This is a genomic window from Aequorivita sublithincola DSM 14238, from assembly GCF_000265385.1.
GTDB lineage: Bacteria > Bacteroidota > Bacteroidia > Flavobacteriales > Flavobacteriaceae > Aequorivita > Aequorivita sublithincola.
In genome coordinates, this window is the sequence record NC_018013.1 from 1,940,451 (window position 1) to 1,966,335 (window position 25,885).

At 36.6% G+C, this 25,885-nt stretch carries 25 protein-coding genes; 18 read left to right on the forward strand and 7 right to left on the reverse strand.

Annotated elements, in window-relative coordinates:
- Positions 1–48: 48 nt before the first annotated feature.
- The 3 genes from AEQSU_RS08920 to alaS all read right to left on the reverse strand — a co-directional run bounded on the left by AEQSU_RS08920 (position 49) and on the right by alaS (position 5,372).
- Positions 49–588 (reverse strand): DUF4136 domain-containing protein, encoded by a 540-nt coding sequence (locus AEQSU_RS08920; RefSeq protein ID WP_014782535.1) that lies wholly within the window; start codon positions 586–588, stop codon positions 49–51.
- A 111-nt stretch (positions 589–699) separates the two neighbouring features.
- The gene (locus tag AEQSU_RS08925) at positions 700–2,682 is read right to left on the reverse strand and encodes a urocanate hydratase (protein WP_014782536.1); all 1,983 of its coding nucleotides are present in this window, start codon (positions 2,680–2,682) and stop codon (positions 700–702) included.
- A 77-nt stretch (positions 2,683–2,759) separates the two neighbouring features.
- Positions 2,760–5,372 carry an alanine--tRNA ligase gene (alaS, locus tag AEQSU_RS08930; RefSeq protein ID WP_014782537.1) on the reverse strand — a complete coding sequence of 871 codons (2,613 nt, stop codon included), beginning with the start codon at positions 5,370–5,372 and terminating at the stop codon, positions 2,760–2,762.
- A gap of 123 nt (positions 5,373–5,495) precedes the next feature.
- On the opposite strand from alaS, the gene AEQSU_RS08935 reads away from it, so the two are divergent.
- From AEQSU_RS08935 to AEQSU_RS08965, 7 genes are all read left to right on the forward strand, one after another.
- Positions 5,496–6,473, forward strand: a complete 978-nt coding sequence (locus AEQSU_RS08935) for a M23 family metallopeptidase (protein ID WP_014782538.1) — start codon at positions 5,496–5,498, stop codon at positions 6,471–6,473.
- Between the two features lie 37 nt (positions 6,474–6,510).
- The gene (locus AEQSU_RS08940) at positions 6,511–6,840 is read left to right on the forward strand and encodes a MerR family transcriptional regulator (protein WP_014782539.1); all 330 of its coding nucleotides are present in this window, start codon (positions 6,511–6,513) and stop codon (positions 6,838–6,840) included.
- A gap of 13 nt (positions 6,841–6,853) precedes the next feature.
- On the forward strand, positions 6,854–7,462 hold the full coding sequence (locus AEQSU_RS08945) for a LemA family protein (protein WP_014782540.1): 609 nt from the start codon (positions 6,854–6,856) through the stop codon (positions 7,460–7,462).
- A gap of 139 nt (positions 7,463–7,601) precedes the next feature.
- Positions 7,602–8,063: a TPM domain-containing protein gene (locus AEQSU_RS08950; RefSeq protein ID WP_014782541.1), complete on the forward strand. Its 462-nt coding sequence runs from the start codon at positions 7,602–7,604 to the stop codon at positions 8,061–8,063.
- Positions 8,064–8,154: 91 nt separating this feature from the next.
- On the forward strand, positions 8,155–8,949 hold the full coding sequence (locus tag AEQSU_RS08955) for a TPM domain-containing protein (protein ID WP_014782542.1): 795 nt from the start codon (positions 8,155–8,157) through the stop codon (positions 8,947–8,949).
- 120 nt (positions 8,950–9,069) lie between these two features.
- Positions 9,070–9,573 (forward strand): TPM domain-containing protein, encoded by a 504-nt coding sequence (locus tag AEQSU_RS08960; RefSeq protein ID WP_014782543.1) that lies wholly within the window; start codon positions 9,070–9,072, stop codon positions 9,571–9,573.
- A 48-nt stretch (positions 9,574–9,621) separates the two neighbouring features.
- A complete protein-coding gene (locus AEQSU_RS08965) occupies positions 9,622–10,371 on the forward strand; it encodes a class I SAM-dependent methyltransferase (protein ID WP_014782544.1) in 750 nt (249 codons plus the stop codon).
- 16 nt (positions 10,372–10,387) lie between these two features.
- Here AEQSU_RS08965 and AEQSU_RS08970 read toward each other — a convergent pair whose 3' ends face one another.
- Positions 10,388–13,156, reverse strand: a complete 2,769-nt coding sequence (locus AEQSU_RS08970; RefSeq protein WP_014782545.1) for an outer membrane beta-barrel protein — start codon at positions 13,154–13,156, stop codon at positions 10,388–10,390.
- A gap of 194 nt (positions 13,157–13,350) precedes the next feature.
- On the opposite strand from AEQSU_RS08970, the gene AEQSU_RS08975 reads away from it, so the two are divergent.
- Complete coding sequence (locus AEQSU_RS08975) at positions 13,351–13,983, forward strand: YczE/YyaS/YitT family protein (protein WP_014782546.1); 633 nt, start codon at positions 13,351–13,353, stop codon at positions 13,981–13,983.
- Positions 13,984–14,101: 118 nt separating this feature from the next.
- Here the strand turns inward: AEQSU_RS08975 and der are convergent, their stop codons facing one another.
- The gene (gene der, locus AEQSU_RS08980) at positions 14,102–15,409 is read right to left on the reverse strand and encodes a ribosome biogenesis GTPase Der (protein WP_042492417.1); all 1,308 of its coding nucleotides are present in this window, start codon (positions 15,407–15,409) and stop codon (positions 14,102–14,104) included.
- 81 nt (positions 15,410–15,490) lie between these two features.
- Between der and AEQSU_RS08985 the strand changes: the two genes are divergently transcribed.
- Positions 15,491–15,979, forward strand: coding sequence for a hypothetical protein (locus AEQSU_RS08985; protein WP_014782548.1), 489 nt, complete (start codon positions 15,491–15,493; stop codon positions 15,977–15,979).
- Between the two features lie 16 nt (positions 15,980–15,995).
- Here AEQSU_RS08985 and AEQSU_RS08990 read toward each other — a convergent pair whose 3' ends face one another.
- Together AEQSU_RS08990 and era are read right to left on the reverse strand one after the other, a co-directional pair.
- A complete protein-coding gene (locus AEQSU_RS08990) occupies positions 15,996–16,793 on the reverse strand; it encodes a M90 family metallopeptidase (protein ID WP_014782549.1) in 798 nt (265 codons plus the stop codon).
- Positions 16,794–16,795: 2 nt separating this feature from the next.
- Complete coding sequence (gene era / locus AEQSU_RS08995) at positions 16,796–17,683, reverse strand: GTPase Era (RefSeq protein ID WP_014782550.1); 888 nt, start codon at positions 17,681–17,683, stop codon at positions 16,796–16,798.
- A gap of 100 nt (positions 17,684–17,783) precedes the next feature.
- On the opposite strand from era, the gene AEQSU_RS16785 reads away from it, so the two are divergent.
- The 9 genes from AEQSU_RS16785 (at position 17,784) to AEQSU_RS09035 (ending at position 25,864) form a co-directional block, all read left to right on the forward strand.
- The gene (locus tag AEQSU_RS16785; protein ID WP_014782551.1) at positions 17,784–17,954 is read left to right on the forward strand and encodes a C1orf53 family protein; all 171 of its coding nucleotides are present in this window, start codon (positions 17,784–17,786) and stop codon (positions 17,952–17,954) included.
- 111 nt (positions 17,955–18,065) lie between these two features.
- Entirely contained in the window at positions 18,066–19,052 is a 987-nt protein-coding gene (locus tag AEQSU_RS09000; RefSeq protein WP_014782552.1) for a GSCFA domain-containing protein, read from the forward strand.
- A 149-nt stretch (positions 19,053–19,201) separates the two neighbouring features.
- The gene (locus AEQSU_RS09005; RefSeq protein ID WP_014782553.1) at positions 19,202–19,726 is read left to right on the forward strand and encodes a DUF6252 domain-containing protein; all 525 of its coding nucleotides are present in this window, start codon (positions 19,202–19,204) and stop codon (positions 19,724–19,726) included.
- 213 nt (positions 19,727–19,939) lie between these two features.
- Positions 19,940–21,808 (forward strand): outer membrane protein assembly factor BamB family protein, encoded by a 1,869-nt coding sequence (locus AEQSU_RS09010; RefSeq protein ID WP_014782554.1) that lies wholly within the window; start codon positions 19,940–19,942, stop codon positions 21,806–21,808.
- 166 nt (positions 21,809–21,974) lie between these two features.
- Positions 21,975–22,700, forward strand: a complete 726-nt coding sequence (locus AEQSU_RS09015; RefSeq protein ID WP_014782555.1) for a DUF6498-containing protein — start codon at positions 21,975–21,977, stop codon at positions 22,698–22,700.
- Positions 22,701–22,719: 19 nt separating this feature from the next.
- Positions 22,720–22,980: a hypothetical protein gene (locus AEQSU_RS09020; RefSeq protein WP_014782556.1), complete on the forward strand. Its 261-nt coding sequence runs from the start codon at positions 22,720–22,722 to the stop codon at positions 22,978–22,980.
- Positions 22,981–23,066: 86 nt separating this feature from the next.
- Entirely contained in the window at positions 23,067–23,471 is a 405-nt protein-coding gene (locus AEQSU_RS09025; RefSeq protein ID WP_042491850.1) for a hypothetical protein, read from the forward strand.
- An 8-nt stretch (positions 23,472–23,479) separates the two neighbouring features.
- The gene (locus AEQSU_RS09030) at positions 23,480–23,797 is read left to right on the forward strand and encodes a hypothetical protein (RefSeq protein WP_042491852.1); all 318 of its coding nucleotides are present in this window, start codon (positions 23,480–23,482) and stop codon (positions 23,795–23,797) included.
- Positions 23,798–23,899: 102 nt separating this feature from the next.
- Positions 23,900–25,864, forward strand: a complete 1,965-nt coding sequence (locus AEQSU_RS09035) for a tetratricopeptide repeat-containing sensor histidine kinase (RefSeq protein WP_014782557.1) — start codon at positions 23,900–23,902, stop codon at positions 25,862–25,864.
- The last annotated feature ends 21 nt before the right edge of the window (positions 25,865–25,885 follow it).

Sequence of the window (25,885 nt, forward strand, 5' to 3'; positions counted from 1 at the left end):
AATTTATTGGACATAAAAAAACCCTCAGTTTCCTGAAGGTTTTTAGTTTTACTTTTTCATAGCTCCCGGCGGGTATTCCGCTAAAATATTCATCACAATTTCATTGATGCGAGCTTCCTTTTTCTCCATTGAACTGTTTACTAAATCCGCCTTGCCCATTCCTTGCCAAACTAGATTGTTGGTTTTGGCGTCAATCAAATCTATGTAAAGCGTTCCTTCTGTAGATCGTGAAACGTTGCTGGTACCATAATAACTGCCATAGTACCAAGGATTCCAACCCCAGCCGCCGCCAAAACTATTATTGTAAACATCAACACGCTCGCGTTCTTTAGTGAAAATGCTAACCAGTAAATCTGGTGTTTCAGACTTAACCATTCCTTTGGTTGAAAGATTGCCTTCAATTGCGCGAAGAATTCGTTTTTTGTCGAGGTCGCTAATTTCAGCCTTGTCTATTCCTGGCTTAAAAAAAGCGAAGGATTTGTAGTTGTTAAAATTTGCTTCTTTGTCGAAATCTGTCGCCACTCGAACGGTAGAACAGGATGCGAAAACAAAAAGCAGGAGCAGGGGTAAAAATTTAAGTGCTTTCATAATCTGTGTTTTTAAGTCACTAATTCACGAATATTTTTATTTTTGGAAAATTAATAGGTTTCGACTGCGCTCAACCTGACATTTTATTCGTGTATTCGTGGTATTTTTTTTTTATGTGAATAAGTTATCATCAACGAAATTTGGAAGCGTAACTTTTAACTGCGGATTGTTGTCCATCGCACGTTTTATTGCGAAAACAGCTTCTCCATTCCGTGCCCAACTGCGTCTTGCGATTCCATTATTTACATCCCAGAAAAGCATATTTTCTAGACGTCGTTGTGCATCATTACTACCATCAAGAACCATTCCGAAACCGCCGTTTATTACTTCGCCCCAACCAACGCCGCCGCCGTTGTGGATGCTTACCCAAGTTGCGCCACGGAAGCTATCACCAATTACGTTTTGAATTGCCATATCTGCCGTAAACCTGCTGCCGTCATAAATATTTGAAGTTTCACGATACGGTGAATCCGTTCCAGAAACATCGTGATGGTCGCGACCTAAAACTACAGTTCCAATTTTTCCTTCTTTAATTGCTTTGTTGAAAGCTGAAGCAATTTTTACTCGTCCATCAGAATCTGCGTATAAAATTCTTGCTTGAGAGCCTACAACCAATTTATTTTCCTGTGCACCTTTAATCCAAGTTATGTTATCCTGCATTTGTTGCTGGATTTCTTTTGGTGAATTTTTCATCAATTCTTCTAAAACTTCGCAAGCTATTTCATCTGTTTTTTGAAGATCCTCAGGTTTTCCCGAAGCACAGACCCAGCGGAAAGGTCCAAAACCATAATCAAAACACATAGGTCCCATTATGTCTTGAACGTAAGAAGGATATCTGAATTCCTTCCCTTTTTCTTCTGAAAGAATAGCTGCTCCTGCACGCGAAGCTTCCAAAAGAAACGCATTTCCATAGTCGAAGAAATAGGTGTCTTTTGCAGTATGTTTGTTAATTGCTTCCACTTGACGACGTAAACTTCTCTGAACTTCTTTTTTGAATTGTTCTGGATTACTAGCCATCATTTCCACGGATTCTTCATACGTCAATCCAACAGGATAATAACCTCCCGCCCACGGATTGTGAAGTGATGTTTGGTCGCTTCCTAAGTCAATTTTAATGTTGTCTTCATCAAATTTTTCCCAGACTTCAACAATGTTTCCATCGTAAGCTATTGAAACTGTTTCTTTGTTTGAAGTAGCTTCTTTCACACGTTTTGAAAGTTCATCTAAATCTGAAATTACTTCATCTACCCAACCTTGACTGTGTCTGGTTTCCGTAGCTTTTTTGTTCACTTCGCCACAAACCGTAACGCAACCAGCAATATTTCCAGCTTTTGGTTGCGCACCGCTCATTCCACCTAATCCTGATGTTACGAACAGACCTCCTTTGGGTTCTTTTTTAATTTTTCTGAAACCATTCAAAACAGTAATCGTTGTACCGTGAACAATTCCCTGTGGGCCAATGTACATATAACTACCTGCCGTCATTTGGCCGTATTGCGTTACGCCAAGGGCATTAAATTTCTCCCAATCATCTGGTTTTGAGTAATTCGGGATCATCATTCCATTAGTAACCACAACTCTTGGTGCGTCTTTATGTGAAGGGAATAAACCCATTGGATGGCCAGAATAAACAGCCAGAGTTTGTTCGTCCGTCATTTCGGACAGATACTTCATTGTTAAAAGATACTGCGCCCAATTTTGGAAAACGGCTCCGTTTCCTCCGTAGGTAATTAGTTCGTGCGGATGCTGTGCAACTGAGTAATCCAAGTTGTTTTGGATCATCAACATTATTGCTTTTGCTTGGTTTGATTTTCCGGGATATTCATCAATCGGTCGTGCGTAAATTTTATAATCTGGACGAAATCGGTACATATAAATACGACCGTATTTTTCCAATTCCTCACGAAACTCGGGTAGGAGTGTGGCGTGATGTTTCGGATCAAAGTAGCGAAGCGCATTGCGGAGCGAAAGATCTTTTTCTTCTTTTGAAAGAATATCTTTCCGCTTTGGAGCGTGATTTATGGTTGGATCGTAAGGTTTCTTCTCTGGCAGAATTGAGGGAATACCTTGTTGTATTTGTTCTTTAAAATTCATAATATCTAAGTTTTTCTCCGTGTTCTCTGTGCCTTTGTGGTGGTTATATTTACCACAGAGGCACAGAGGACATGGAGTTAATTCAAAAAGTCTTTTGCCTTTGAAAGCGCTTCGTCAATCCCATCTGGATTTTTTCCGCCTGCAGTTGCGAAGAAAGGTTGTCCGCCACCGCCACCTTGGATAAATTTACCCAATTCACGAATTATTTTCCCAGCATCTAGTTTTTTTTCGGTCGCTAATTCTTTTGAAATATAGCAAGCTAATAATGCTTTTCCGTCGTGTTCGGCACCAAAAACTGCGAATAGATTTTCAGTTTCGCCACCCATTTCAAAAGCTAAATCCTTCATTCCGCCAGCATCGAGGTCAATCTTTTTGGCAAGGAAATTTACGCCGTTTATTTGTTCAATTTCAGATTTCAATTCGCCTTTTAAATTTTTCGCTTTATCTTTTAGTAAATGCTGAATTTGCTTTTGAAGACTACTATTTTCTTCTTGCAAACTTTCCACAGCTTTTACAGGATCTTGGGCATTGTTCAGCGCTTTTTGAAGTGTCGCAAACGTTTCACTTCTATCCACGAAATATTGTTTTGCGGCATCGCCAGTAATTGCTTCAATTCTTCTAATTCCTGAAGCTACGGCGCCTTCGGAAGTGATTATAAAATGCCAGATTTCATTGGTGTTTGGTACGTGTGTTCCACCACAAAGCTCCATTGATTTTCCAAATTTAATTGCGCGAACGGCATCTCCATATTTTTCGCCGAAAAGTGCAATTGCACCTTCGTCAAGGGCTTGTTGGTATGGAATATTTCGTCTTTCTTCCAACGCAATTCCTTCACGAATTCTGGCGTTTACGAAGTCTTCAACTTGCTTCAATTCTTCATTGCTAACTTTTGCATAATGTGAAAAGTCAAAACGAAGATTTCGGCTATGAACCATACTTCCTTTTTGGGCAACGTGTTCGCCTAGAATATTTCTCAAACCTTGATGTAACAAGTGAGTGGCAGTGTGATTTGACGCGGTTCTACTTCGTTGCAATTCATCAACAACGGCCATAAAAGTAGCTTTAGGATCGCGAGGAAGTGTTTTGGTGAAGTGAATAATTAAATTGTTTTCCTTTTTGGTATCAACAATATAAGTTACGCCGCCATCAGCAGCTTTTAGATAACCTTTATCGCCCACTTGCCCACCGCCTTCGGGATAAAAAGGTGTAAGATTGAAAACGAGTTGGTACATTTCACCGTCTTTCTTGCTTTCCACTTTTCGGTAACGGGTAATTTTTACTTGCGTTTGTAAAGTATCGTAACCGACAAATTCCTCATCATCGTCTTGCTCCAAAACAATCCAATCGCCTGTTTCTACTTTGGTAGCGGCGCGTGAACGTTCTTTTTGTTGTTGAAGTTCGGCGTCGAAATCTTTTTCGTTTAAAGAATAACCGCGTTCACGAAGAATTAAGGCCGTTAAATCAATCGGAAAGCCAAAAGTATCATACAATTCGAATGCTTTTTTCCCAGAAATTTCTTTAGAATCTGCCGTTTCGATTATGTTTTCAAGCAAAACCAAACCTTGGTCTAAGGTTCTTAAAAAAGATTGTTCCTCTTCACGAATAACATTTGTGATTAAGTTCTTTTCAGTAATAAGCTCTGGAAAAGCTACGCCCATTTGTGCTGAAAGCGTTTCAATTAATTTAAAAATGAAAGGTTCTTTTTTGTCCAAAAACGTAAATCCGTAGCGGATTGCTCTTCTTAAAATTCTTCTTATAACGTAGCCAGAACCTGTATTGCTTGGCAATTGACCATCTGCGATTGAAAAAGCTACCGCGCGAACGTGGTCTGCAATTACACGGGTTGCGATGTCCTTCTTTTCGTCTGTTCCGTAAGTTGTATTTGTAATTGTGCCAATTTCACGAATAAGAGGCGTGAAAACATCCGTGTCATAATTACTCTGTTTGTTTTGAAGCGCCATACACAAACGTTCAAAACCCATCCCAGTATCAACGTGCTGTGCTGGGAGTTTTTCAAGAGTTCCGTTGGCTTTTCGGTTGAACTGCATAAAAACTAAATTCCAGATTTCCACAACTTGCGGATGATCGTTGTTTACCAAATCGTTTCCAGGAATTTTGGCTTTTTCTTCCGCAGAACGAATATCTACGTGTATTTCGCTACAAGGTCCACAAGGGCCTTGATCACCCATTTCCCAGAAGTTGTCTTTCTTGTTTCCGTTTAAAATGCGCTCTTCGGGCACAAATTGCTTCCAAAGATTGTAGGCTTCGGTATCGCGTTCCAAACCTTCACTTTCGTCACCTTCAAAAATGGTAACGTAGAGCATTTCTTTGTCTATTTTATAAACTTCGGTTAAAAGTTCCCAAGCCCACTCGATTGCTTCTTTTTTGAAATAATCTCCAAAACTCCAGTTTCCGAGCATTTCAAACATGGTGTGATGGTAGGTATCCATCCCAACTTCCTCCAAATCGTTGTGTTTTCCGCTAACGCGAAGACATTTTTGGGTGTCGGCAATGCGGTTGCTTTTTGGCTTCCCATTTCCTAAGAAATATTCTTTAAACGGCGCCATTCCGCTATTTACAAACATTAAGGTTGGATCGTTTTTCACAACCATTGGCGCGGAGGGAACAATGGCGTGTTGTTTCGACTTAAAAAATTCTAAAAATTGGGAACGGATTTCCTTAGAGTTCATTACTTATAAATTTATGCTAAAATTAAGGGTTGTGCGCAGTAGCAAACAATTTCTATATTTGTAAAAACGTTACCTTTACCTCGCGCGAATAAACAACGTGCAAAAATAGCAATTTTTTAACGCATGTCTAAGGTTAAATATTTCTACGATAGTGAAACGCTTTCGTACCAAAAAATAGAAAGGAAAAAGGGGAGAAAATTTAAGATTTTCGCTCTTAGCCTTTTGGGAATGTTCTTGAGCGGCTTTTTGCTGCTTTTGGTATATTTAAATTTACCATCTGTTCAAACCCCAAAAGAACTCTCTCTACAACGCGAATTGAACAATATGGAGCTTCAGTTTGAGCTTTTGAATAAAAAGATGAACCAAGCGCAGAGTGTTCTTGGCGAAGTTGAAGAAAGGGACAACAACCTGTATAGAGTTTATTTTGAAGCAAATCCCATTCCAGAAGAACAAAGAAAAGCAGGTTTTGGTGGGATAAATAGGTATAAGGATTTGGATGGTTTTGATAATTCAAAATTGATTATAAACACAACCCGCAACTTGGATATTTTGACAAAACAGATTGTGGTTCAGTCAAAATCGTTGGATGAAATAGCTAAACTTGCTGAAGAAAAAGAGAAACTTTTAGCAGCAATTCCAGCAATACAACCCGTAAAAAATGAAGACTTAACGCGGATAGCTTCTGGTTACGGATATAGAACAGATCCATTTACAAAAGCGAGAAAGTTTCATTACGGAATGGATTTTACAGCCCCCCGAGGCACACCAATTTATGCCACAGGCGACGGTGTAGTTTCCCGAGCCGATAATACTGCAACGGGCTACGGAAATCACGTTGTTATAGACCACGGTTACGGCTACGAGAGTCTGTATGGCCATATGTACAAATACAATGTTCGCGCAGGACAAAGAGTGCAACGTGGTGATATTGTTGGGTTTGTGGGCAGTACTGGAAGAAGTGAAGCTCCACACTGCCATTATGAAGTTTTTAAAGATGGTGAACGTATAAACCCGATAAATTTTTACTACGGAAGTTTAACTGCGGAAGAATTCGCCGAAATACTTAAAATTACACAACAAGAAAACCAGTCTCTTGATTAATTCAGAATTCAAAATTCAGAATTCATAATTAGAAAAAATGCACATAGACCTACCCGAAAGATTATATTACAACATTGGCGAAGTGGCCGAGGCTTTTGGAGTGAACACTTCGTTAATACGTTTTTGGGAAAAGGAATTTGATGCATTGAAGCCTAAAAAAAACGCCAAAGGCAATAGAAAGTTTACGCCACAAGACATTAAAAATCTGGAACTAATTTATCATTTAGTAAAAGAACGCGGATTTACTCTTGAAGGCGCAAAAATCCATTTAAAGGAAAATAAACAAAAAACATTGGACCAGTTTGATATTATTCGAAAATTGGAATCAGTAAAAGCAGAACTACTAAAAATAAAAGAACAACTCTAAAAATCACCTCATCATGAAAAAATGGTTACCTATCATTGTTATACTAGGCCTAATCTTATTAATCGGCGCCTATATGGCCAGCCTAAACAATAAACTTGTTGTCTTGGACCAAAATGCAACAGCTCAGTGGGCTAATGTGGAAAGCTCCTACCAGCGTCGTGCAGATCTTATTCCAAATATTGTTAGCAGTGCAAAAGGATATGCTGAATTTGAACAATCAACTTTAGTTGCGGTTACTGAAGCCAGAAGCAAGGCGACATCTATCAATATTGATCCTTCAAACATTACGCCCGAACAACTTGCTCAGTTTCAACAAGCGCAGGCTGGTGTTACTTCAGCCCTTTCACGTTTATTGGCAGTTTTTGAAAGATACCCAGATTTAAAGGCGAACGAAAATTTCAAGGAATTGATAAACGAACTAGAACGCACCGAAAACCGTATTAATGTTGAAAGAAACAGGTTTAATGACGCGGCTAAAGAATTGAATACTAAACTTAATCAATTCCCAACCAAGATGTTTGCAGGTATTTTAGGTTTCCATGAAAAAGCGTATTTCAAAGCAGATGCTGGAAGCGAGAATGCTCCTAAAGTAGAATTTGACTTTGGAAAGGATAAGAAATAAGTATTCAGTGTTCAGTTGCAGTTTGCAGTTGTTGCGGCTGTATTTTTGAAAAATGAAATAACAGATTCGTCCTACGTATTAAGTATTATTGTCTTAAGTCAAACTGAAACATTCATCATTAATAGAATTTAATCGAAATATGTCTAAAGTTGAAGATTTTCTTACTTCGGAAGAAGAAACTGCCATAATTGAAGCCATTCGCATTGCTGAAAAAAATACTTCGGGTGAGATTCGTGTACATTTGGAAGCCAATTCTGTTTCTTCAGAAGAACCAAACAAGCCCATTGACGCCTTTGACCGCGCCGCTGAAGTTTTTGATATCCTTCATATGAACAACACCAAACAGAGTAACGGTGTGTTAATTTATGTTGCTGTTAAAGATAGAACGCTCGTAATAATGGGCGACAAAGGCATCAACGATATCGTGGGACAGAATTTTTGGGAAAGCACCAAAGATATTATCATCAACCATTTCAAAAACGGCGATATGAAACAAGGTTTGGTAGAAGGAATCCTAAAAGCCGGCGAACAGTTAAAGAAACATTTCCCACATCAAAAGAATGATAAGAACGAACTACCGGATGATATTTCTGTAGGGTAGTTTTTGCTCCGTGTTCTCTGTGCCTCTGTGTTTCAAATTTTACCACAAAGGCACAGAGAGCACAGAGTTTTAAATATATAACACCAAAATAATGAAAACAATTTTTCAGAAATTTTCCATCATATTTATAATATTGACGGTTTTTTTAGTTTCTGAAAACGTTTCGGCGCAGTATGAAATTCCCCCGAAACCATCAGTTCAGACTTCACTTTATGATTATGTAAATCTGCTATCACCATCGCAAAAAAGTGCTTTGGAAAGTAAATTGATACGTTATGCAGATTCTACTTCTACACAAATTGTTTGTATCATTATTGGCTCTACCAATGGTGAAGACATCTCCATGCTCGGCGCAGAATGGGGTCAGAAATGGGGCATTGGACAAAAAGGGGAAGACAACGGAATCGTTATCACTTTAGCTAAAGACGACCGAAAAGTAGATATAAATACAGGCTACGGTATTGAATACCGAATAACCGATTTAATGTCTGAACGCATCATAAACCGTATAATGATTCCAGAATTTAAAGCAGGAAATTATTATTCTGGACTTGATAAAGGTAGTGATGCCATTTTTGCAGCGTTAAATGGTGAATTTAAAGAAGACCGGGATTTCGGAAAAAAAGACGGTGGAAAAATTCCGTTTTTTCTCATATTCATTTTTATTATAATAATGATTGCAATCTTCAGAAAAGGAGGTAAAGGTGGAAAAGGCGGAGGCGGAAGTTTACTAGACATAATCGTGCTCAGCAGTCTTGGTCGTGGCGGTTTTGGCGGTGGCGGCGGAAGCTTTGGCGGTGGCGGAAGTTTCGGTGGCGGTGGCGGCTTTGGTGGCGGTTTCGGTGGTGGCGGCTTTGGTGGCGGTGGTGCTTCTGGAGGCTGGTAAAATTAGTTTTCAGTATTCAGTCTCAGTGTTCAGTAGTCAGTTTCAGTTTTCAGTGAATAGTTCAATGATGATGCTATCTGAAAACCTCAAATACCTTGTAGCTTTTGAAATGTTATAAATATGAAACTATCATTACTTTCAATTCTTCTTTTTAGCATCATTCTTTCCTGTAAAGGTCAGAATATAGATTATTCAAAAGTTTTTCTAGAAAATCCTAATTCTGTTTCTGTAGTGGATTCTTCACATATATTTTCAACTTCAGAAAATTTCGAGCTTGCTACCAAACTAGTTCAATATGGAGAGAAAACGACACGGCAAATAGCTGTAGTAACTGTAGATTCTATCTCGCCATATAATGATATTCAAAAATACGCCACTGACTTAGGGAAGTATTGGGGAGTTGGTCAAAATAACCTCGATAATGGGCTGCTAATTGTATTATCAAAACCACTTAGAAAAGTCGCGATAGCTACTGGGTTTGGAACAGAAAAGGTTTTAACTGATTCCATCTGTAAACAAATAATTGATAGCGTAATGATTCCAAAATTTAAAACTGGAGATTATTATGAAGGAGTTAATATGGGGGTCGACAGGTTAATTATAATCTGGAATACAGCTAAATAGCTCTAGCCCCACGAAGAAATATATTTAACCAGAAAATTTCAAAAGGAAGTGAATTTCAAAGATAATTTTTCAAAACAATCCAAAGCTTATCAAAAGTACAGACCTTCTTATCCGCAGGAATTGTTCGCTTATTTAAGCAGTCTTTCCAAAAATCACGAGTTAGCTTGGGATTGCGGCACGGGCAACGGACAATCAGCTTTTGGGTTAGCAAATTATTTTGAAAAAGTATTCGCAACTGATCCCAGTGCACAGCAAATCTCAAATGCGCAAGCACATCCAAAAATTACTTATCAAGTTGAAAATGCTGAAAATTGCTCTTTAGAAAGTAATTCTGCGGACTTGATTACGGTTGCCCAAGCACTGCATTGGTTTAATTTCGAAAAATTTTATTCCGAAGTAAAAAGGGTTTTGAAACCAGAAGCAATCATCGCCGTCTGGACTTATAGTTTACCAAGAATTTCTCCTGAAATAGATGAAATAGTACTTCATTTTCACGATACTATTGTCGGTTCATTCTGGCAGAAGGAAAACCAATATGTTATTGAAGAATATAAAACTATTCCATTTCCTTTTAAAGAAATTGAAACATCTTCCTTCAAATTTCAAAAGGAAATATTACTTGAAGATTTAAAAGGACTGCTAATTAGTTGGTCTGCCACCCAAAGATATAAAGATCAAAATGGGACTGATCCTTTGCTGGAAATTGAAACGAAGCTTCAAAATCTTTGGCAAAATTCTACTGAGGCGAAAATTGCAACTTGGACTATTTTTTTAAAGGTAGGAAGGGTTAACGGATAACTTCAAAAGAAAAATATCAATCCCACGGATTATCATCTATTTCTCCCTTCTTCCCAAGTGTATTAAATTTATAGCTTAGTGTAAGCATAAAATATTGCTTTAAAACAGTACTCTGAATATCCTGAATATAATCTTGGTTTGAAACGCGACGTACGTTGTTATTTTGGTTCAATAGGTCATACACTTTTAATGTTGCACTACCGTTATCTTTTAAAAACGAGTAAACCAACGAACTATTCCAAAAAGCGAAGCTTTTCTCAAAACCATTCGCTACATCGGCGTTGTAAACGTATTCGAAATCATTATTCCACTCTAAAAATTTAGGAAAAAATGTTTTTGTTTTAAAGCTGAATTCGTGACGTGTGTAACTGCGATCCTCAAAAGCATCAATATCAAAACTATTATTATTGAAGTTTATGGAATAACCGGGGTTTATTTCAAAGTAATCTTTCCACGTGAAGGTTACTTCCACAGACGGAAAGTATCTAACGCTTCGGTTACTGTATTCTATATTATTATTAAAGTTCACACTTTTGTCACTAACCACATAAAAATTCGCGCCATATTTTATAGTGCGAATGCTATCTAGTTTCACATTTTTATTATAACCAATACTTGCGGAAAGGTTATAATTGCCATCAACATTTGTGTAAGTTGTATTTCTAACAAAATTTTCATCAATTACAGTTTTCGGCACTACGCGGGCACTTGATATATCTGCATTTAAGTATGAATAAAAACCCGATTGGCTTTTATAGTCATAATTATTAAGGCCAATATAAATGGAATGCTCGTTTGAAGGTTTCAAATTTGGATTTCCCTGCGTTATGTTTAATGGGTCTGAAATATCAACATAGGGCGAAAGCTGACTTATGTTTGGAGCATCGTTAAACAAGTAATAACCACCATACAAACTTAAGGTTTTGTCGAATTTATAACTAAAACCTGCATTTAATTGAAGAGCTCCATAATTATTTTCGAACTCAATTTGTCGTAGTGCATCTTCACTTTTTAGGGTTCTAAATAAATAGCCAATATTGAAACGGGCATAGATTTTTTCGGATTTATAAGATAGTCCACCTTCAGCTTTTGATACATTATTTGTGTTTGAAAAGTCAGTGCTTTGTAGATTGTTAATATCAGAGAATTGCTGCATCTGTTCATTGAAATCAAAAACATTTCGGCGATCTTTATTATTGATATGCCCAAAGGTGTATGATGCGTTAAAGAAAAGCGTGTCGGCAATAATAGGAAACCTTAAAGAGGGCGTTATATTGATGTCGGTCGTTGTTTTTTCACCATCTGACAATTGATTGCGAATGATACTTTGTGGCTCATTACCGAAAATTTCAGTTCTGGAATTCGTGAAATCTTCATTTTTAATGGCATTGGTTTCAGAATTTGTAGATATTTTCATGAAACCACCTTTGGTGCCATACTTCTTTGTTGCAACTAATCTGTTTTTAAAATTTATTCCTTCACGGTTGTTTTTATTATCAATTGTAGACTGATTTATCAATTCATTTGAAAGATTTAGAGACGTTTCATTTTTAGTGAAATCTTCTGAATTTTTATTAAAAGTGAATTGTGGGATTACCTCAATCATAAAGGTAGAATCTATTTGTGTTTTGAAACGAATATTTGCGGAATGTGTGTCATTGTCACTTTCTGAACGTGAATTTGAGGTGGAAAAATATCTGTTTTCAGGTAAAATATTTTCACGATTACTAATGTCTTCGTTGAATGTATTTGCTGCCGAATAAAAATAATCTGTACTTATCTCTGTGCCTTTGGCAAAATTATTAGCATAGTTGGCACCTGTCGTTCTGGAACTGGTAATTCCCTTTCCACCTCCAAAAGATTTGCCGTCAACATTGAATGACCCATCACTACTAAAACTACGATTTCGGGCGCTGCCGAACATTTTCTCAATTTCTCCAAAACTGAATCCAGGTGAGTTTATGTTGTTCCCACCGGCAAGAGCACTAATGCGAAGGTCATTGTCGAAATAGTTTATAAGACCTGCATATTCAAAACGTTTATCTGTTCCGGCCCCAGCGGCCACGCGACCAAAGTAGCCTTTGTTTTTTTCTTCGTCTATGGTAATATTTATGGTTTTATTTTGGTCATCGCCTTTTTCTCCGGTAAAAGCCTCGGAGTCTGTTTTTGTATCTGTTACTTGAATTTTATCAACAATGTCTTTGGTAAGATTTCTAGTTGCAATTGTTGGATCATCACCAAAAAATGATTTTCCATTCACCAAAATTTTATTCACCGATTTTCCATTCACTTTTATGTTTCCTTGCGCATCTACTTCAACTCCGGGCAGTTCTTTTAGTAGGTCTTCAACCGTCGCATTTTTATTTGTACTAAAAGAGGCCGCATTAAATTCCAATGTATCCTTTTTAATAGTTATGGGTGCTCGATTTGCGGTAACGGTAACCCCATCCAGATCCTCCGCTAAAATTGCTATTTTAATTGTGCCTAAGTTTATAGGTTCACCATTGAGCGCTATTTTTTTTCGATATGGAGTGTATCCGTTATAACTTATATTTAGGTTTATCTCTTTGTTTGCAGTTTTACCTACCAATTCAAAATTTCCTTTTTTTCCGGTAATAGTATAGGTTATTAGTGAACTATCTGCAGGTTTCTCTGCAAAAACTGTTGCAGATTCCAATGGAGTTTGTGTGGCTTCATCTATCAGTTCGCCGCTTATCTTAAAATTCTGAGAGAATGATAGCGTGGAAATAAATAAAATAAGAAAACAGGAAAGAATTTGTTTCATAAGATATTTAGGTAGTTATCACTTTTCAAAGAAACAAAATTATAAAGAATTTTTTCTCTTAAATTGTTGTAAATATTGCGATTTTGAAATTGCAGAGAAGCGTTATTAATATATTGTTGCCTTTAAACTTTATATCTGCAATCAATTTCCTTTCATTTTTGTAGTTTGCGCGTTGAATTTTCCAAAGCTTTTAGATGAAAGGTGATACCAAAAAAACCTGGCGACATAATCTAATACGTTACACATTCTACTTTGCTGGGCTGATATTTTTCGGACTGGGAGTGGCGTTTACTGTTAAGGTGAAATATCTGGGATTGCATCCTTGGGATGTTTTGAATGTTGCGCTATTTGAACATTTTGGCTTCAGTATTGGTACTTGGAGTATTTTTGTGGGACTTATTCTTATTGGAATTTCACTCCTTGTAAGCAAGAAATATGTGAATATAGGCACGTTTCTAAATGCCTTGCTTATTGGTCCGATAATGGATTTCTTCCTTTGGTTGGATATTTTGCCAGACGCGAGTAATAATTGGACGGACTATCTTCTGTTATTACTGGGAATTGTAGTGATTGGTATAGGTGGCGGTCTATATGTATCTGGAGGCGTAGGTGCCGGTCCTCGAGACGGATTTATGCTTTCAATGTCTGAAAAAACAGGATTATCTGTTAGTAAAGCACGAATCGTGGTGGAAAGTATCGTACTTGTTATAGGCTATCTTCTGGGCGGCCCTGTTTTTTGGGTGACTTTTGTTTTCACCTTTATATTGAGTCCAATTTTTCAGTTTTCGCTAAAATTCTTCACGCGTTTGCGATTACGAATTAGTTGATGAATAGATGCAAGACCGCTTCGCTATAAGAGCCAAGAACCAAGATTCAAGACGTAGATTAGTTTTGAAATTGGTAAAGAATTTACGATAAACCTTCCTTAAAATGCCTTGATAGCATTTATTTTTTCCTAAAATAAACTGTAATTGGAACTCCTGAAAAATCGAAGTTTTCTCGTAATTTATTCTCAATAAAACGCTTGTAAGGATCTTTCACGTACTGCGGAAGATTACAGAAAAACGCAAAACTTGGATAAGGTGTTGGTAGCTGTGTACAGAACTTAATCTTCACGTATTTCGCTTTATAAGCTGGGGGTGGATAGTTTTGAATAATAGGAAGCATAACATCATTCAATTCGCTTGTTTTTACTTTTTTGCTTCGGTTTTGGTAAACTTCAACAGCAGTTTCAATGGCTTTATAGATTCGTTGCTTTGTAAGAACTGATACAAAAACAATTGGCACATCCACAAAAGGTTCGCATTGCTGACGGATGTATTTTTCATAATCCTTCACGCTGCTGGTTTCTTTGTCTTCCACTAAATCCCACTTATTAGCGAGAATCACAATACCTTTATTGTTACGCTGTGCAAGCCAGAAAATGTTTTCAACTTGTCCGTCAAAACCACGAGTGGCGTCAAAAACTAGAATTATTACATCACAATGTTCAATGGCGCGAACGCTTCGCATTACGGAATAGAATTCCAAATCTTCCTTTACCTTACTTTTTTTACGAATTCCGGCAGTATCTACCAAGTTGAATTCGAAACCAAAACGGTCGTATTTCGTGTCAATACTGTCGCGAGTGGTTCCTGCAATATCTGTAACAATATATCTATCCTTACCAATAAGAGCATTGATGAAGGAAGATTTTCCAGCATTAGGACGACCCACAACTGCAAATCTTGGAAGTTCGCTATCGTCTGGTTCTTCAGTATCTGGCAGGGCTTTTACTAAATCGTCAAGCAATTCTCCCGTACCACTACCGTTGATACTTGAAAGATTATATTGATACTCAAACCCTAATGAATAAAACTCCAAAGCGGCGTTCATTCTTGAGGCGCCATCAACTTTATTGATTGCTAAAAATATAGGTTTTTTAGAACGACGAAGCAGTTTTGCAACCTCTTGATCCATTCCGGTAACGCCACTTTCCACGTCTACCATAAAAATGATAGCATCTGCTTCGTCAATGGCAAGTTCTACTTGTTTGTCTATTTCGGCTTCAAAAATATCGTCGCTTCCTTTTACATAACCACCTGTGTCTATCAAGGAAAATTCCTTTCCGTTCCAGTCACTTTTTCCGTAATGACGGTCACGCGTAACGCCGCTCACTGCGTCAACAATGGCTTCTCTACGTTGAATCAATCTATTGAAAAAAGTAGATTTCCCTACGTTTGGTCTTCCTACTACGGCAACTATGCTCATAATCTTAATTTTAGGGTGCAAAAATAGCTTTTAGTTAGCAGAAATAATACTATTTTAACGGCTTTAAAAATAAATAAGTAAAGAATGCTTCCGAATGAAATAGTATTACGTCCACGTTTCCAAATGGAACTTGAACACTCTTGTTCACAAATAGTTAAGCGGTTTGCCGAAGTAAAGAAGACTCAAAATAAATTTAATGTTTCTTGCGTAGACGATCATATATTTATAAAACTTCCAAACAAAGAGCAACATTTTTGGTCGCCACAGTTGCATTTGGAACTATCTGAAATCACTGAACACAAATGTTCAGTACATGGTTTTTTTGGTCCAAACCCAACCGTTTGGACTATGTTTATGTTTTTTCACGTAGCCGTTGGCATACTTTTTATGGTGGATTTAACTTGGATGTACACCAGATATAATTTAGATAACTCCATCGGACTTCAAATAGGAATTGCCATTATCTTGGTTATTCTTTGGGTACTACTTTATATCGCTGGAAGAATTGGGAAGAAAAAAGGAAAGCCTGGAATGCGGGAGCTTTATGATTTTATGTTGGAAATTATAAATTAGGATTATCGGTATAAAACTAATTTTCAGTTTTTCCAGCTTTTGCTTCGTCCATATTCTGTTGAAAACATTTAGAAAGCATTTGGTATAGATCTGGATGTTTTTTCTTGAAAAGGTCTGGACGTTCAAAGAAATATTCTGAGGCAACTGCTAAAAACTCGGTTTGATTAGTCCCGCCGTATTTCCGAATGTCTGACTTATTGCTGTTTATGGTCTCCATTTCTTCGTGAATGAGCTTCAACCAAGGTGTTATATATTGTCTTTGTAGTAATCTTTCAGGAACGCCATCTGCTACTCCGTCCATTTTATCTATTAGATGAACAAATTCGTGAACGCCAGTATTTCCTTTATCCATGTCGTTTTCAAACCCGGAATACAATGCTTTTCTAGAAAGAATCATTTGGTTTTCAAACCTTCCAGAACCCACTAGGCCATTAATTATCCTGCTTTCACCACTTTGGTCGAATTCCAAGTCGTCGTTAAAATTATCTGGATACAAAATGATGCCGCTAAGATTGTTGTAGTGCCATTCTGAAAAGCCAAAAACAGGAATTACCGCACTGGCAGCAATTAGTATTTTGTCTAAATCCACCAATTCTGTATCTACAGCATCAATATAAACTTCACTCAAAAACGCCATCATTCGCTTTCGGAATTTTTCTTTGTCAGTTTCAGAAAGCTCCCAGTAATAATGCACATGTTTAATTAAAAGACTTTTCCAAGCGGGAGGGAAAGGTTCTGCCGTGCGTTTTTTATTTTGAAGATAAGCGTAAACTGCGAAGGCAATAAGCAGAATAAGTGCTATAAAATAAATCATTTTCATTTATTGTTATATCCAAATCTGCGCAACTGTCGTTCATCACTTCTCCAGTTTTTAGCAACTTTCACATAAAGTTCTAAGTGGATTTGTTTTCCGAAGAACTTTTGCAAATCTTTCCGAGCTTCTGTTCCAACTCTTTTTAAAGCCGAACCTTTGTGGCCAATAATAATTCCTTTTTGCGTTTCGCGTTCCACCATAATAACGCTGCGAATGCGGATGATGGTTTCATCTTCAAAAAACTCTTCGGTGTCAATTTCTACGGAATAGGGAATTTCTTTTTTATAGTGAATCAATATTTTTTCACGAATGGCTTCATTTACGAAAAATCGCTCGGGTTTGTCTGTTAATTGGTCTTTTGGATAGAATGCCGGCGATTCTGGCAGTAGTTCAATTATTCTGTTGAAAACTTCGGGAACACCAAAATTTTGAAGGGCAGAAATTGCAAAAATTTCAGCATTTGGAACTTTTTCTTGCCAAAGTTTAAGTGCTTCGGAAAGCAGCTCTTCATTACCAATATCAATTTTATTTATAAGTAGCAGTACTGGAATTTTGGAATTGGTTATTTTGTTGAAAAAGGCCTCGTCCTTAAGTTCTTTTTCACCTAATTCCACCAAATACAGTAGAATATCGGCGTCTTCAAAAGCAGATTTCACAAAATCCATCATACTTTCCTGAAGCTGATAGGCAGGTTTTATAATTCCCGGTGTATCGCTTAAAAGCACTTGAAAATCATCACCATTCACAATCCCCAAAATACGGTGGCGCGTGGTTTGTGCTTTGGAAGTGATTATGGAAAGTCGCTCGCCCACAAAAGCATTCATAAGCGTGCTTTTACCTACGTTTGGGTTTCCAATAATATTTACGAATCCGGCTTTGTGTGTTGTCATTTCTTTTGAATTGATTTTGCAAATTTAAACCTTAAATCCCGAAACATTGGATTTGCTTCAATTTTAAAACTTTCCCCATTGAAATCCGTACTTTTGCGAGATGCTTTTTCCAAAGAAAAAAATAGAACTTGAAGAGGGCGATTATTACCTAACTCCTGAAGGTTATAAATGCTTTACAGAGCAATACCACTTAAAACGCGGCTATTGTTGTGAAAGTGGATGCAGACATTGCCCGTATGGCTTTGATAAAAAAACTGGAAAGCATAATTAATAATCTTTGTGCAACTCTGTGTTTTCTCTGCGAAACTCTGTGTAAAAGCTATTTCACAGAGTAGCACAGAGCACCGCAGAGAAAACACAGAGTTTACTCAAGCTCAAAAACATGAAACTCCAAACCGAAATAAAACTAAATCCCGAAGAACCCCAAATAGACTATTCCTCAAAAATCCTTTTGTTGGGAAGTTGTTTTTCTGAGAATATCGGGGGGAAGTTTGATTATTTCAAATTTCAGAATTTACAGAATCCGTTTGGGGTAATTTTCAATCCTGTTTCTATTGAAAAGCTTATTGAACACGCTATAAACAACGAGTTATTTTCTGAAGAATCCATTTTTCAACACAACGGAATTTGGAAATGTTTTGAAGCACATTCTGAACTTTCTTCATTGGATAAAGATGAATTTTTAAAGAATCTGAATCTTGCACTTCAAAGTTTGCGGGAAGCATTAGTTTCTTCAACGCATATAATTTTCACCTATGGAACTTCGTGGGTTTATAGACATATTGAAAGTGACGAAATAGTAGCAAACTGCCATAAACTTCCACAGCAAAATTTTAAAAAGGAATTGCTTTCAGTAGAAACTATTTCACAAAGCATTCAATCTTCAATTGAAAATATTTCAGAAGTTAATCCCAATGTTACAATTATGACAACCGTTTCGCCAGTTCGGCATATTAAGGATGGATTTGTGGAAAACTCACTGAGCAAAGCGCATTTAATTTCGGCGATTCACAACTTCTTAAATCAATACTTCGACAGGCTCAGTACGGCGCAATCAAAAATCAGCAATCTCCAATCATTTTATTTTCCTTCCTTCGAAATTATGATGGACGAATTGCGCGACTATCGTTTTTATGCGGAAGATCTGCTTCATCCCAACAAAACGGCGATTGAAATTATTTGGCAGAAATTTTCAACGGTTTGGATTTCTTCGGAAACCGATTTGGTTCAAAAGAAAATTAGTTCCATTCAAAATGGGTTGCTTCATAGACCTTTCAACCCTAAAAGCGCTGAACACATTCAGTTTTTAGAAAATGTTCAACAGAAAATTACTGCGCTTCAGCAAGAATATCCACACATTTCGTTTTAATTTTTTATTAATTCCTGATGCGCGCGATAAATCGCACGCCTACAATCAGAATACGGCAATTGCCCTATTGTGAAACCTTGGCTTTTGCGCCAATTTTGCTTCAACAATAATCATGTATCTGCTGTAGCGGATCATTAAAAACCTAAATTATGAAAACATTCAACAAAACAATTTTAGTATTAATGGCAGTACTTGCCATAAGTTTAACTTCATGTAGTAGTGATGACGATGGGGGTGAAGATCCGTCTGGAGGAACAGGAACTTTTTCTGCAAAAGTTGATGAAACTACATTTACTTCCTTAGAGGGAACTGTTGCTGGTCAATTAACAAGCTCAGGACCAACAAAAGTCTTAGCAATTTCTGCAGGTACATCGAAATCAGAAAATTTACAGATGATTGTTACAACATTTGATGGAGTAGGAACGTACGATCTTAATTTTACAAATATTGGCACATACAGTTTTTTGCCAGATCCTAGTAATCCAGATCCTAATACGGTAGTAATTTATTCTACGGCTAACGGTCAACCTTCTAATGGACAATTAAAAGTATCGAGTTATGAGGGTAATGTAGTTAAGGGAACATTTAGTTTTACTGCATACAATTTAAATAACACGTCACAATCTGTTTCTGTAACTGAAGGTGAATATAATATTGAAGTTGTAGTTAATTAATAAAAGAACTTAAGAAAATCTCTATGTTGAGGTTTTTACGTGGACCGGGGTTGAAACGCAAGTTTTCTCTCCGGTTTTTTTTGGATAAAAACTTTATAGTTGGGAGGTATAAGGTTTTTTAAATACCAAAAACTCATTATAAGGCAATTGCCCTATTGAAACCTCTTTTATTCCGATGCATCTTTGAATAATCAAATAATAAATACCACGATAATGAAAACTTCAATAAAATTTTACGTTTTAAGCTGCTTTATGTTTCTATTGGCAAATCAGTTAATTGCTCAAAAAGCTGAAGAACCAGATTTTCGGTATGATACCGGAGCCAAAATAAATGAAATGACATTAACCCAAGGGGGAACAATGGTTGTTGCTACCAACGATGGTCTTGTGGGGATAAAACCAGGTAGCAACCAACTGTTGTTTAATTTTACCGAATACGGAAGGGTAAAACCAGAAGAATTAACCTTTGTGCCAAATACGCCTTATGTTATTATTTTTCAGGGTGGATTTGCCAATTTAAGTTCAAAAAAGACAGTTGTAGATTACATTTCAGGCAAAACTTTATTTAGCACTGAGGGTAACGGATGGAAAGATGTAATTACTTGCGATGTGATGATGCCGCAAAACAAATTGGTTGTAAGTGGCAATCGAACTTCAAAAGAAAACTATGCGCCTCAAGTTGCGGTTTATGATCTTAATACTGGTAAAGAAGACTACCGTTTTGATATTGGCGAGCCTGGCAGAGTTGGTATTGCTAAAAGTTATATGGTTACCGGACGACCTCTTTTGATGAAAAATAGTTTGGTTTTGCCAACATCACAAGGTGTTTTTAATATGAAAGCCGAAACTGGTGAATTGCTTTGGCAAAATAAAATGAAAAACATGAATATGCTTGTTGCCAATGCATCTGAAAAGGAAATTTATGCTTTTGAGATTGTTAACAATGGGAAAAACACAAGAATACATAAACTGGCAATCAACGGTTCAGAACTTTGGGAGGACGACCATAAAGTGAAAGGAGAAATTGTAAATTTTGAGATTCTCACTAATGGGATTGCCGTAGTAAGTAATCAAAGCGATGGTGGTAGCGATAGTGTTTTTGCGCGGAGCAACGAATCTAATATTGCATTTTTAAGTGCTACAAATGGAGAGGATCTGTGGGAAAAAGCTCCAAAAACAAAGGGTTATGTTCAGCATTTTTATATAATGGAAGACGGAATTCTCTTCGGAATTTATCAAGGAGGAATCAATAAAATTTCGTTTGATGGGCAGACGCTTTTCAAAAAACCTTTAAAAACGGGTGAAAACATTTTGACAATGGCCCATACTCCACAAGGTTTGATATATATAACTTCTGAAGATGCCAATATTGTAAATCTTAAAACAGGCGATGCCATTTGGGGAAAGCCGTTAAAGTATAAAAGAGCCGGAGCAGTAAGTTCAACTTTTGATAAAAAGAACAATCGTTATCTTTTAAGTGCAGACGAAACCCTATATGCTGTGGATGCCAATTCTGGAGAGGTAAGCACCTTGGCAGAATCAAAATTTGATGGAAAGGAAGCGCCTTCGCACGTGGAAGTTCGCGATGGTGGAATTCTTCTCACAAGCGATCAAAACATGCATTTGCTAGATTGGAACGGCGAACAACAATGGCAGGAATATTATCGCGCTCCTGGTAAAAGTGCTATGGGCGCAATATTGGCTGGAGTTACCGCCGTTGCTTCTATGGCAGCTGCAACTGCGGCAGCAAGCTCTTCTGCAAACAATAGATTGCAAGGCTATAACAGCCAAGCAGACCGTGACGCCGAACTTGCTGGAGGAATGGCGGTAGCCGCTGGAGCTTCAATTACAGAAATGTTAAAGCGTTTTAAAGCCACTGCCGCTACAGAAAACGATCAATTTATTCTTACAAAACTTGACGATGGTGTCGGTTTGGTAAAAGTGAATAAAGACACAGGAAAAAAAGATAAAGAAATAATCTTAAAAGATAAGAAGCCAGAATATATTGTAGATGAAATTGGTGGAATCCTTTATTACAAAGCGGACAACAATTCCATTTTTGCTTATGATCTTAAAAAATAAAAAAATAGTAACCAGATTATTTTTCAAACCGAGGGTGAAGTGAGGAGCGCCCAAAGTTCTCAAACCCCATGTTCAACTATGGGGTTTTTATTTTTTGTTGATTACGAATATCTCAAATTCTGTTTGTGGATAAACAGTTTTTTTTAACGGATAAACATCTAAAATTATGTGGAAAGCAATCTTAATGCCTACTAAATCTACTTCCATTTTGTGGGCAAATGCCTTGTTTTTATTGCTACTTTTAGCTTTTAATTTGGCTGCACCGCTTACTATAGTTTTTGCCTATTTTTTAGAGACTATTATTATTGGGATCATCCATTTAGTAAAATTATGGTTGGTGAGTAAATACGGACAAAAATCCACCGATCCAAACAACCAACTTTCAGGAATTCCGTTAATGCTATTTTTTACAGTGCATTATGGAATGTTTGTTGCCATTCAGTCCATTTTTGCGTTTTCATTATTTCAAGGAAGTGTTCCTGGTTTAAAGGATGGGTTTGATATACTTTACAATTACAAATTTATTCTGGGCTATGAAGGGATGCAGCTTATTTTGGCTTCAATCATTTTAAACAACGTAATTTATTTTTTCACCAACTTTTGGCAAAACGAGAAGTATAGAGAATATTCGCCAGATCGTATTTTTATGAAACCGTACTTGCGCATTTTCATTCAGCAATTTGTGGTTATTTTGGCGTTTTTCTTTTTCATTATTTTCAATAGCGGAATGATAGCGGCGGTGCTTTTAATATTCTTTAGACTTTTTTTGGATTTGGTGCTTTTTTCCATCAAGAAAGACAGCCGTATGTTAGAAATATTAACCAAAAAAATATCAAAATCTCCAGATCAATATGCTGAGGTTAGTAAACAACTTCAAGAATATAGTGAGTGATAACTGAAAATGGTTTTCTATGAAAAATGCTACAAAAGCTCTTGTTTATAACTCATTTGCCTTGGTTTTAGCGCTAATTGCACTTTTAACCGCTTGGTTTTGGATTTATTACATTAACCTATTTACGGCTTTGCCAAGTGCTATAGTGGCTTTTCTGTTATGTAAATTCGCAGAGAGAGCAGTTCCAAATAATACATTTACAAAAGTTAATTATGCTTTGATTATTACTGCTGTATTAGAGGGATTGGTAACTTTGGTTTTTCTTCTTTTCAATAATTGAAACCTCTTTGTTTTACGATTATAAGGCAGTTGTCTTATTGATTTGAGCCTATTTTCTTTGGAAGTTTATCTATTAAAATTCAAACTATGAAAACTTCATTAACGCTAGTGCTTTCTGTCTTATTTTTTTCCGCACAAGCTCAATATACCGTAAACTGGGGCATAGCACCAATCAATCCGCTTCCAGATATTTATATTCTAAATCATCATAAGATAGATGGCAATGTAACTACTTATACTGATGTAATCGAAAAAACCGTAATCATATTTAATAAGGACGGAAAAGCAGTTTCAAAGAATGACCCTTTTGGTAAAACTGCCTGGGTTTATGATAATTCCGGTCATCTTATTCAGCAAAAATGGGGAGATAGTCCTAATTCAATGGTTCACTATAAAACAAATGAAAATGGTTTTATTACATCAATTATTTACAATAGTGGTAGAACCCAGACTATCAATTATGATCAAAATGGCTTGTTGTTTCAAAAATAGAAGAAGGTGTGGCCGTTGTAAAATATGAATATGACAAGCAAGGCCGTGTTGTGAGCGAAGTTTTTTTCTTTAGTTCCACGCCAACTGTTATTAATAATCATGTTTATACTGAAACGGCGGAAGGCTTAACCATAATAACTAATCGTACTCATAAAGATACGGACGAGAAAGACATTCTTGTTCAGAAATTCAATAAATGGGGAGATGTTGTATTCAGTTTTAACCAAAAGCGCGAATACCAATATGATTCCCACGGAAATCTACTTATGAGTATTGGTAAAAATTTTCCAATTAAATATGAATACGTCTATTCAGCTGAAAAATGATGAAATATTTAAAAGTAAAAGATTCATTAAAACGATTACGAATTATAAACACGGCCCTAAACCGTGTTTGCTTTTTTTGTGTATTTTCGATAAAAATTTTCAATGTATAAAAATTACAAAAAAGTTTTTCTTCTTTTTATGTTGGTAGCTTCATCAGCATTTTCTCAATCCGCTCAAAAAAAAATGGATAGTTTGATGCAAGTTGCCAAAACGGCAAATGATTCTACCAAACTCGCAATTTATAATGATTTGGGCTTTTACTACATTTTCAATGATCCCGCAAAAGCGAAAAGTTTTCTTCTAAAAGGCTTAAAGGAAAAGACCACGCCAAAAACGGCATACAGTAAAACACGGCTCACAAATACCTATGGAATTTATTATGATGTAAAAGGAGTATATGATTCTGCTCAAAGTTATTTTAAGAAAGCGCTATCAATGAGCAAAGAATATGGCTTTCACGACTTGGAAGCAAGATGCACTAATAGTCTTGGAATGTCCAATTGGAATCAAGGAAGCTATCAAAATGCGTTGGACTATTTCTTCCAGGCACTTGCATTGAACAGAAAACATGGCACGCCAGATAAGGAGGATACATATCTTAACAATATTGGTCTTATTTATCAAGAAATGAATATGGCAGATAAAGCTTTGGAGTATCATCAAAAGGCGCTTGCCATTCGTCGGGAATACAAAAAAACAAAGGATATTGCAGTTTCCCTAAACAACATAGCTATTAATTTACAAGATAAAGGAGATTATGCAGAAGCAGAAAAAATGCTTGTTGAAGGTAGAAATCTAGCCAAAGAAGTTGAAAACCAAGATTTGTATTTTGACAATACGCATTCGTTAGCTAGCCTTTATCAAAAAACCAATCGGACTGACCTTGCCATTCCTCTTTTACAAGAAATTATAGCTGGTAGATTGGCTACAAATATTGGTAATCACAAGGTTATTGTTTCCATAAATAATTTGGCTGAAGCCTATATTCTAAATAATAAAATTAACGAAGCACTCAGTATTTTGAAGAAAGGAGATACTTTAATCAAACAATTTCCAGAACAAAAAGTAAGTATTTCTGAATATTATTATGCTTCGGCACAGGCAAATTTTTTGAACAAAAATCCGAAAATAGCCAATGAGTTTTTTGTAAAAGCAATTACGTTAAGAGACAGTATCTTTTCACAACAAAATGCAGAAAATACAGCGGCTCTAGAAACTAAATTCAACATTTCCGAAAAAGAACTTGCCCTTGCAGAAACCCGCGCAAACTTGGCGGAAAGAGAACTTGAAGTAGAACAGAAAAACAATCTAATCTTCGGAAGTTTGGGGCTTGCTTTGCTCTTAGGATTAATAGGGTATCTTTTTTACAATCAGCAAAAACTTAAAAACCGCCAACTTCAAAAAGAAGGCGAGCTTAAAACCGCCCTTGCAAAGATTGAAACCCAAAACCAATTGCAGGAACAGCGGTTGCGTATTTCTCGCGATTTGCACGATAATATAGGTTCACAACTCACTTTTATTATTTCTTCTATCGATAATTTAAAGTTTGGTTTAGAAGGTGCCGCCAATACTGTAACTAATAAACTGGGAAAGATAAGCGAGTTTGCTTCTCAGACTATTTACGAACTGCGGGACACGATTTGGGCAATGAACAAAACCGATATTTCGGTAGAAGATCTTCAAGCCCGTATTTCAAATTTTATTGAAAAAGCAAGAGTTTCTAGCGATGTTGATTTTCAATTTAATGTAGATGAAAACGTTTTAAACGGATCCAATTTTACTTCTGTGCAGGGAATGAACATTTATAGAATCATTCAAGAGTCGGTAAACAATGCTTTAAAATATTCCGAAGCTACATTAATAAAGATGCAAATCTCAATATCCGAAGCAGTCGAAAATGAAGAATTAGAAGTTTTAATAGTTGACGACGGAAAAGGTTTTGATTTTGAAAACACAAGCTTCGGCAATGGAATAGCAAACATTAAGAAACGCGCAAAAGATTTGGGTGGAAGCGTGGAGATTTCTTCAGAAAAAGGAAAAGGAACCATCGTGAAATTGATTTTTTAATATAGGGCAATTGCCCTATTT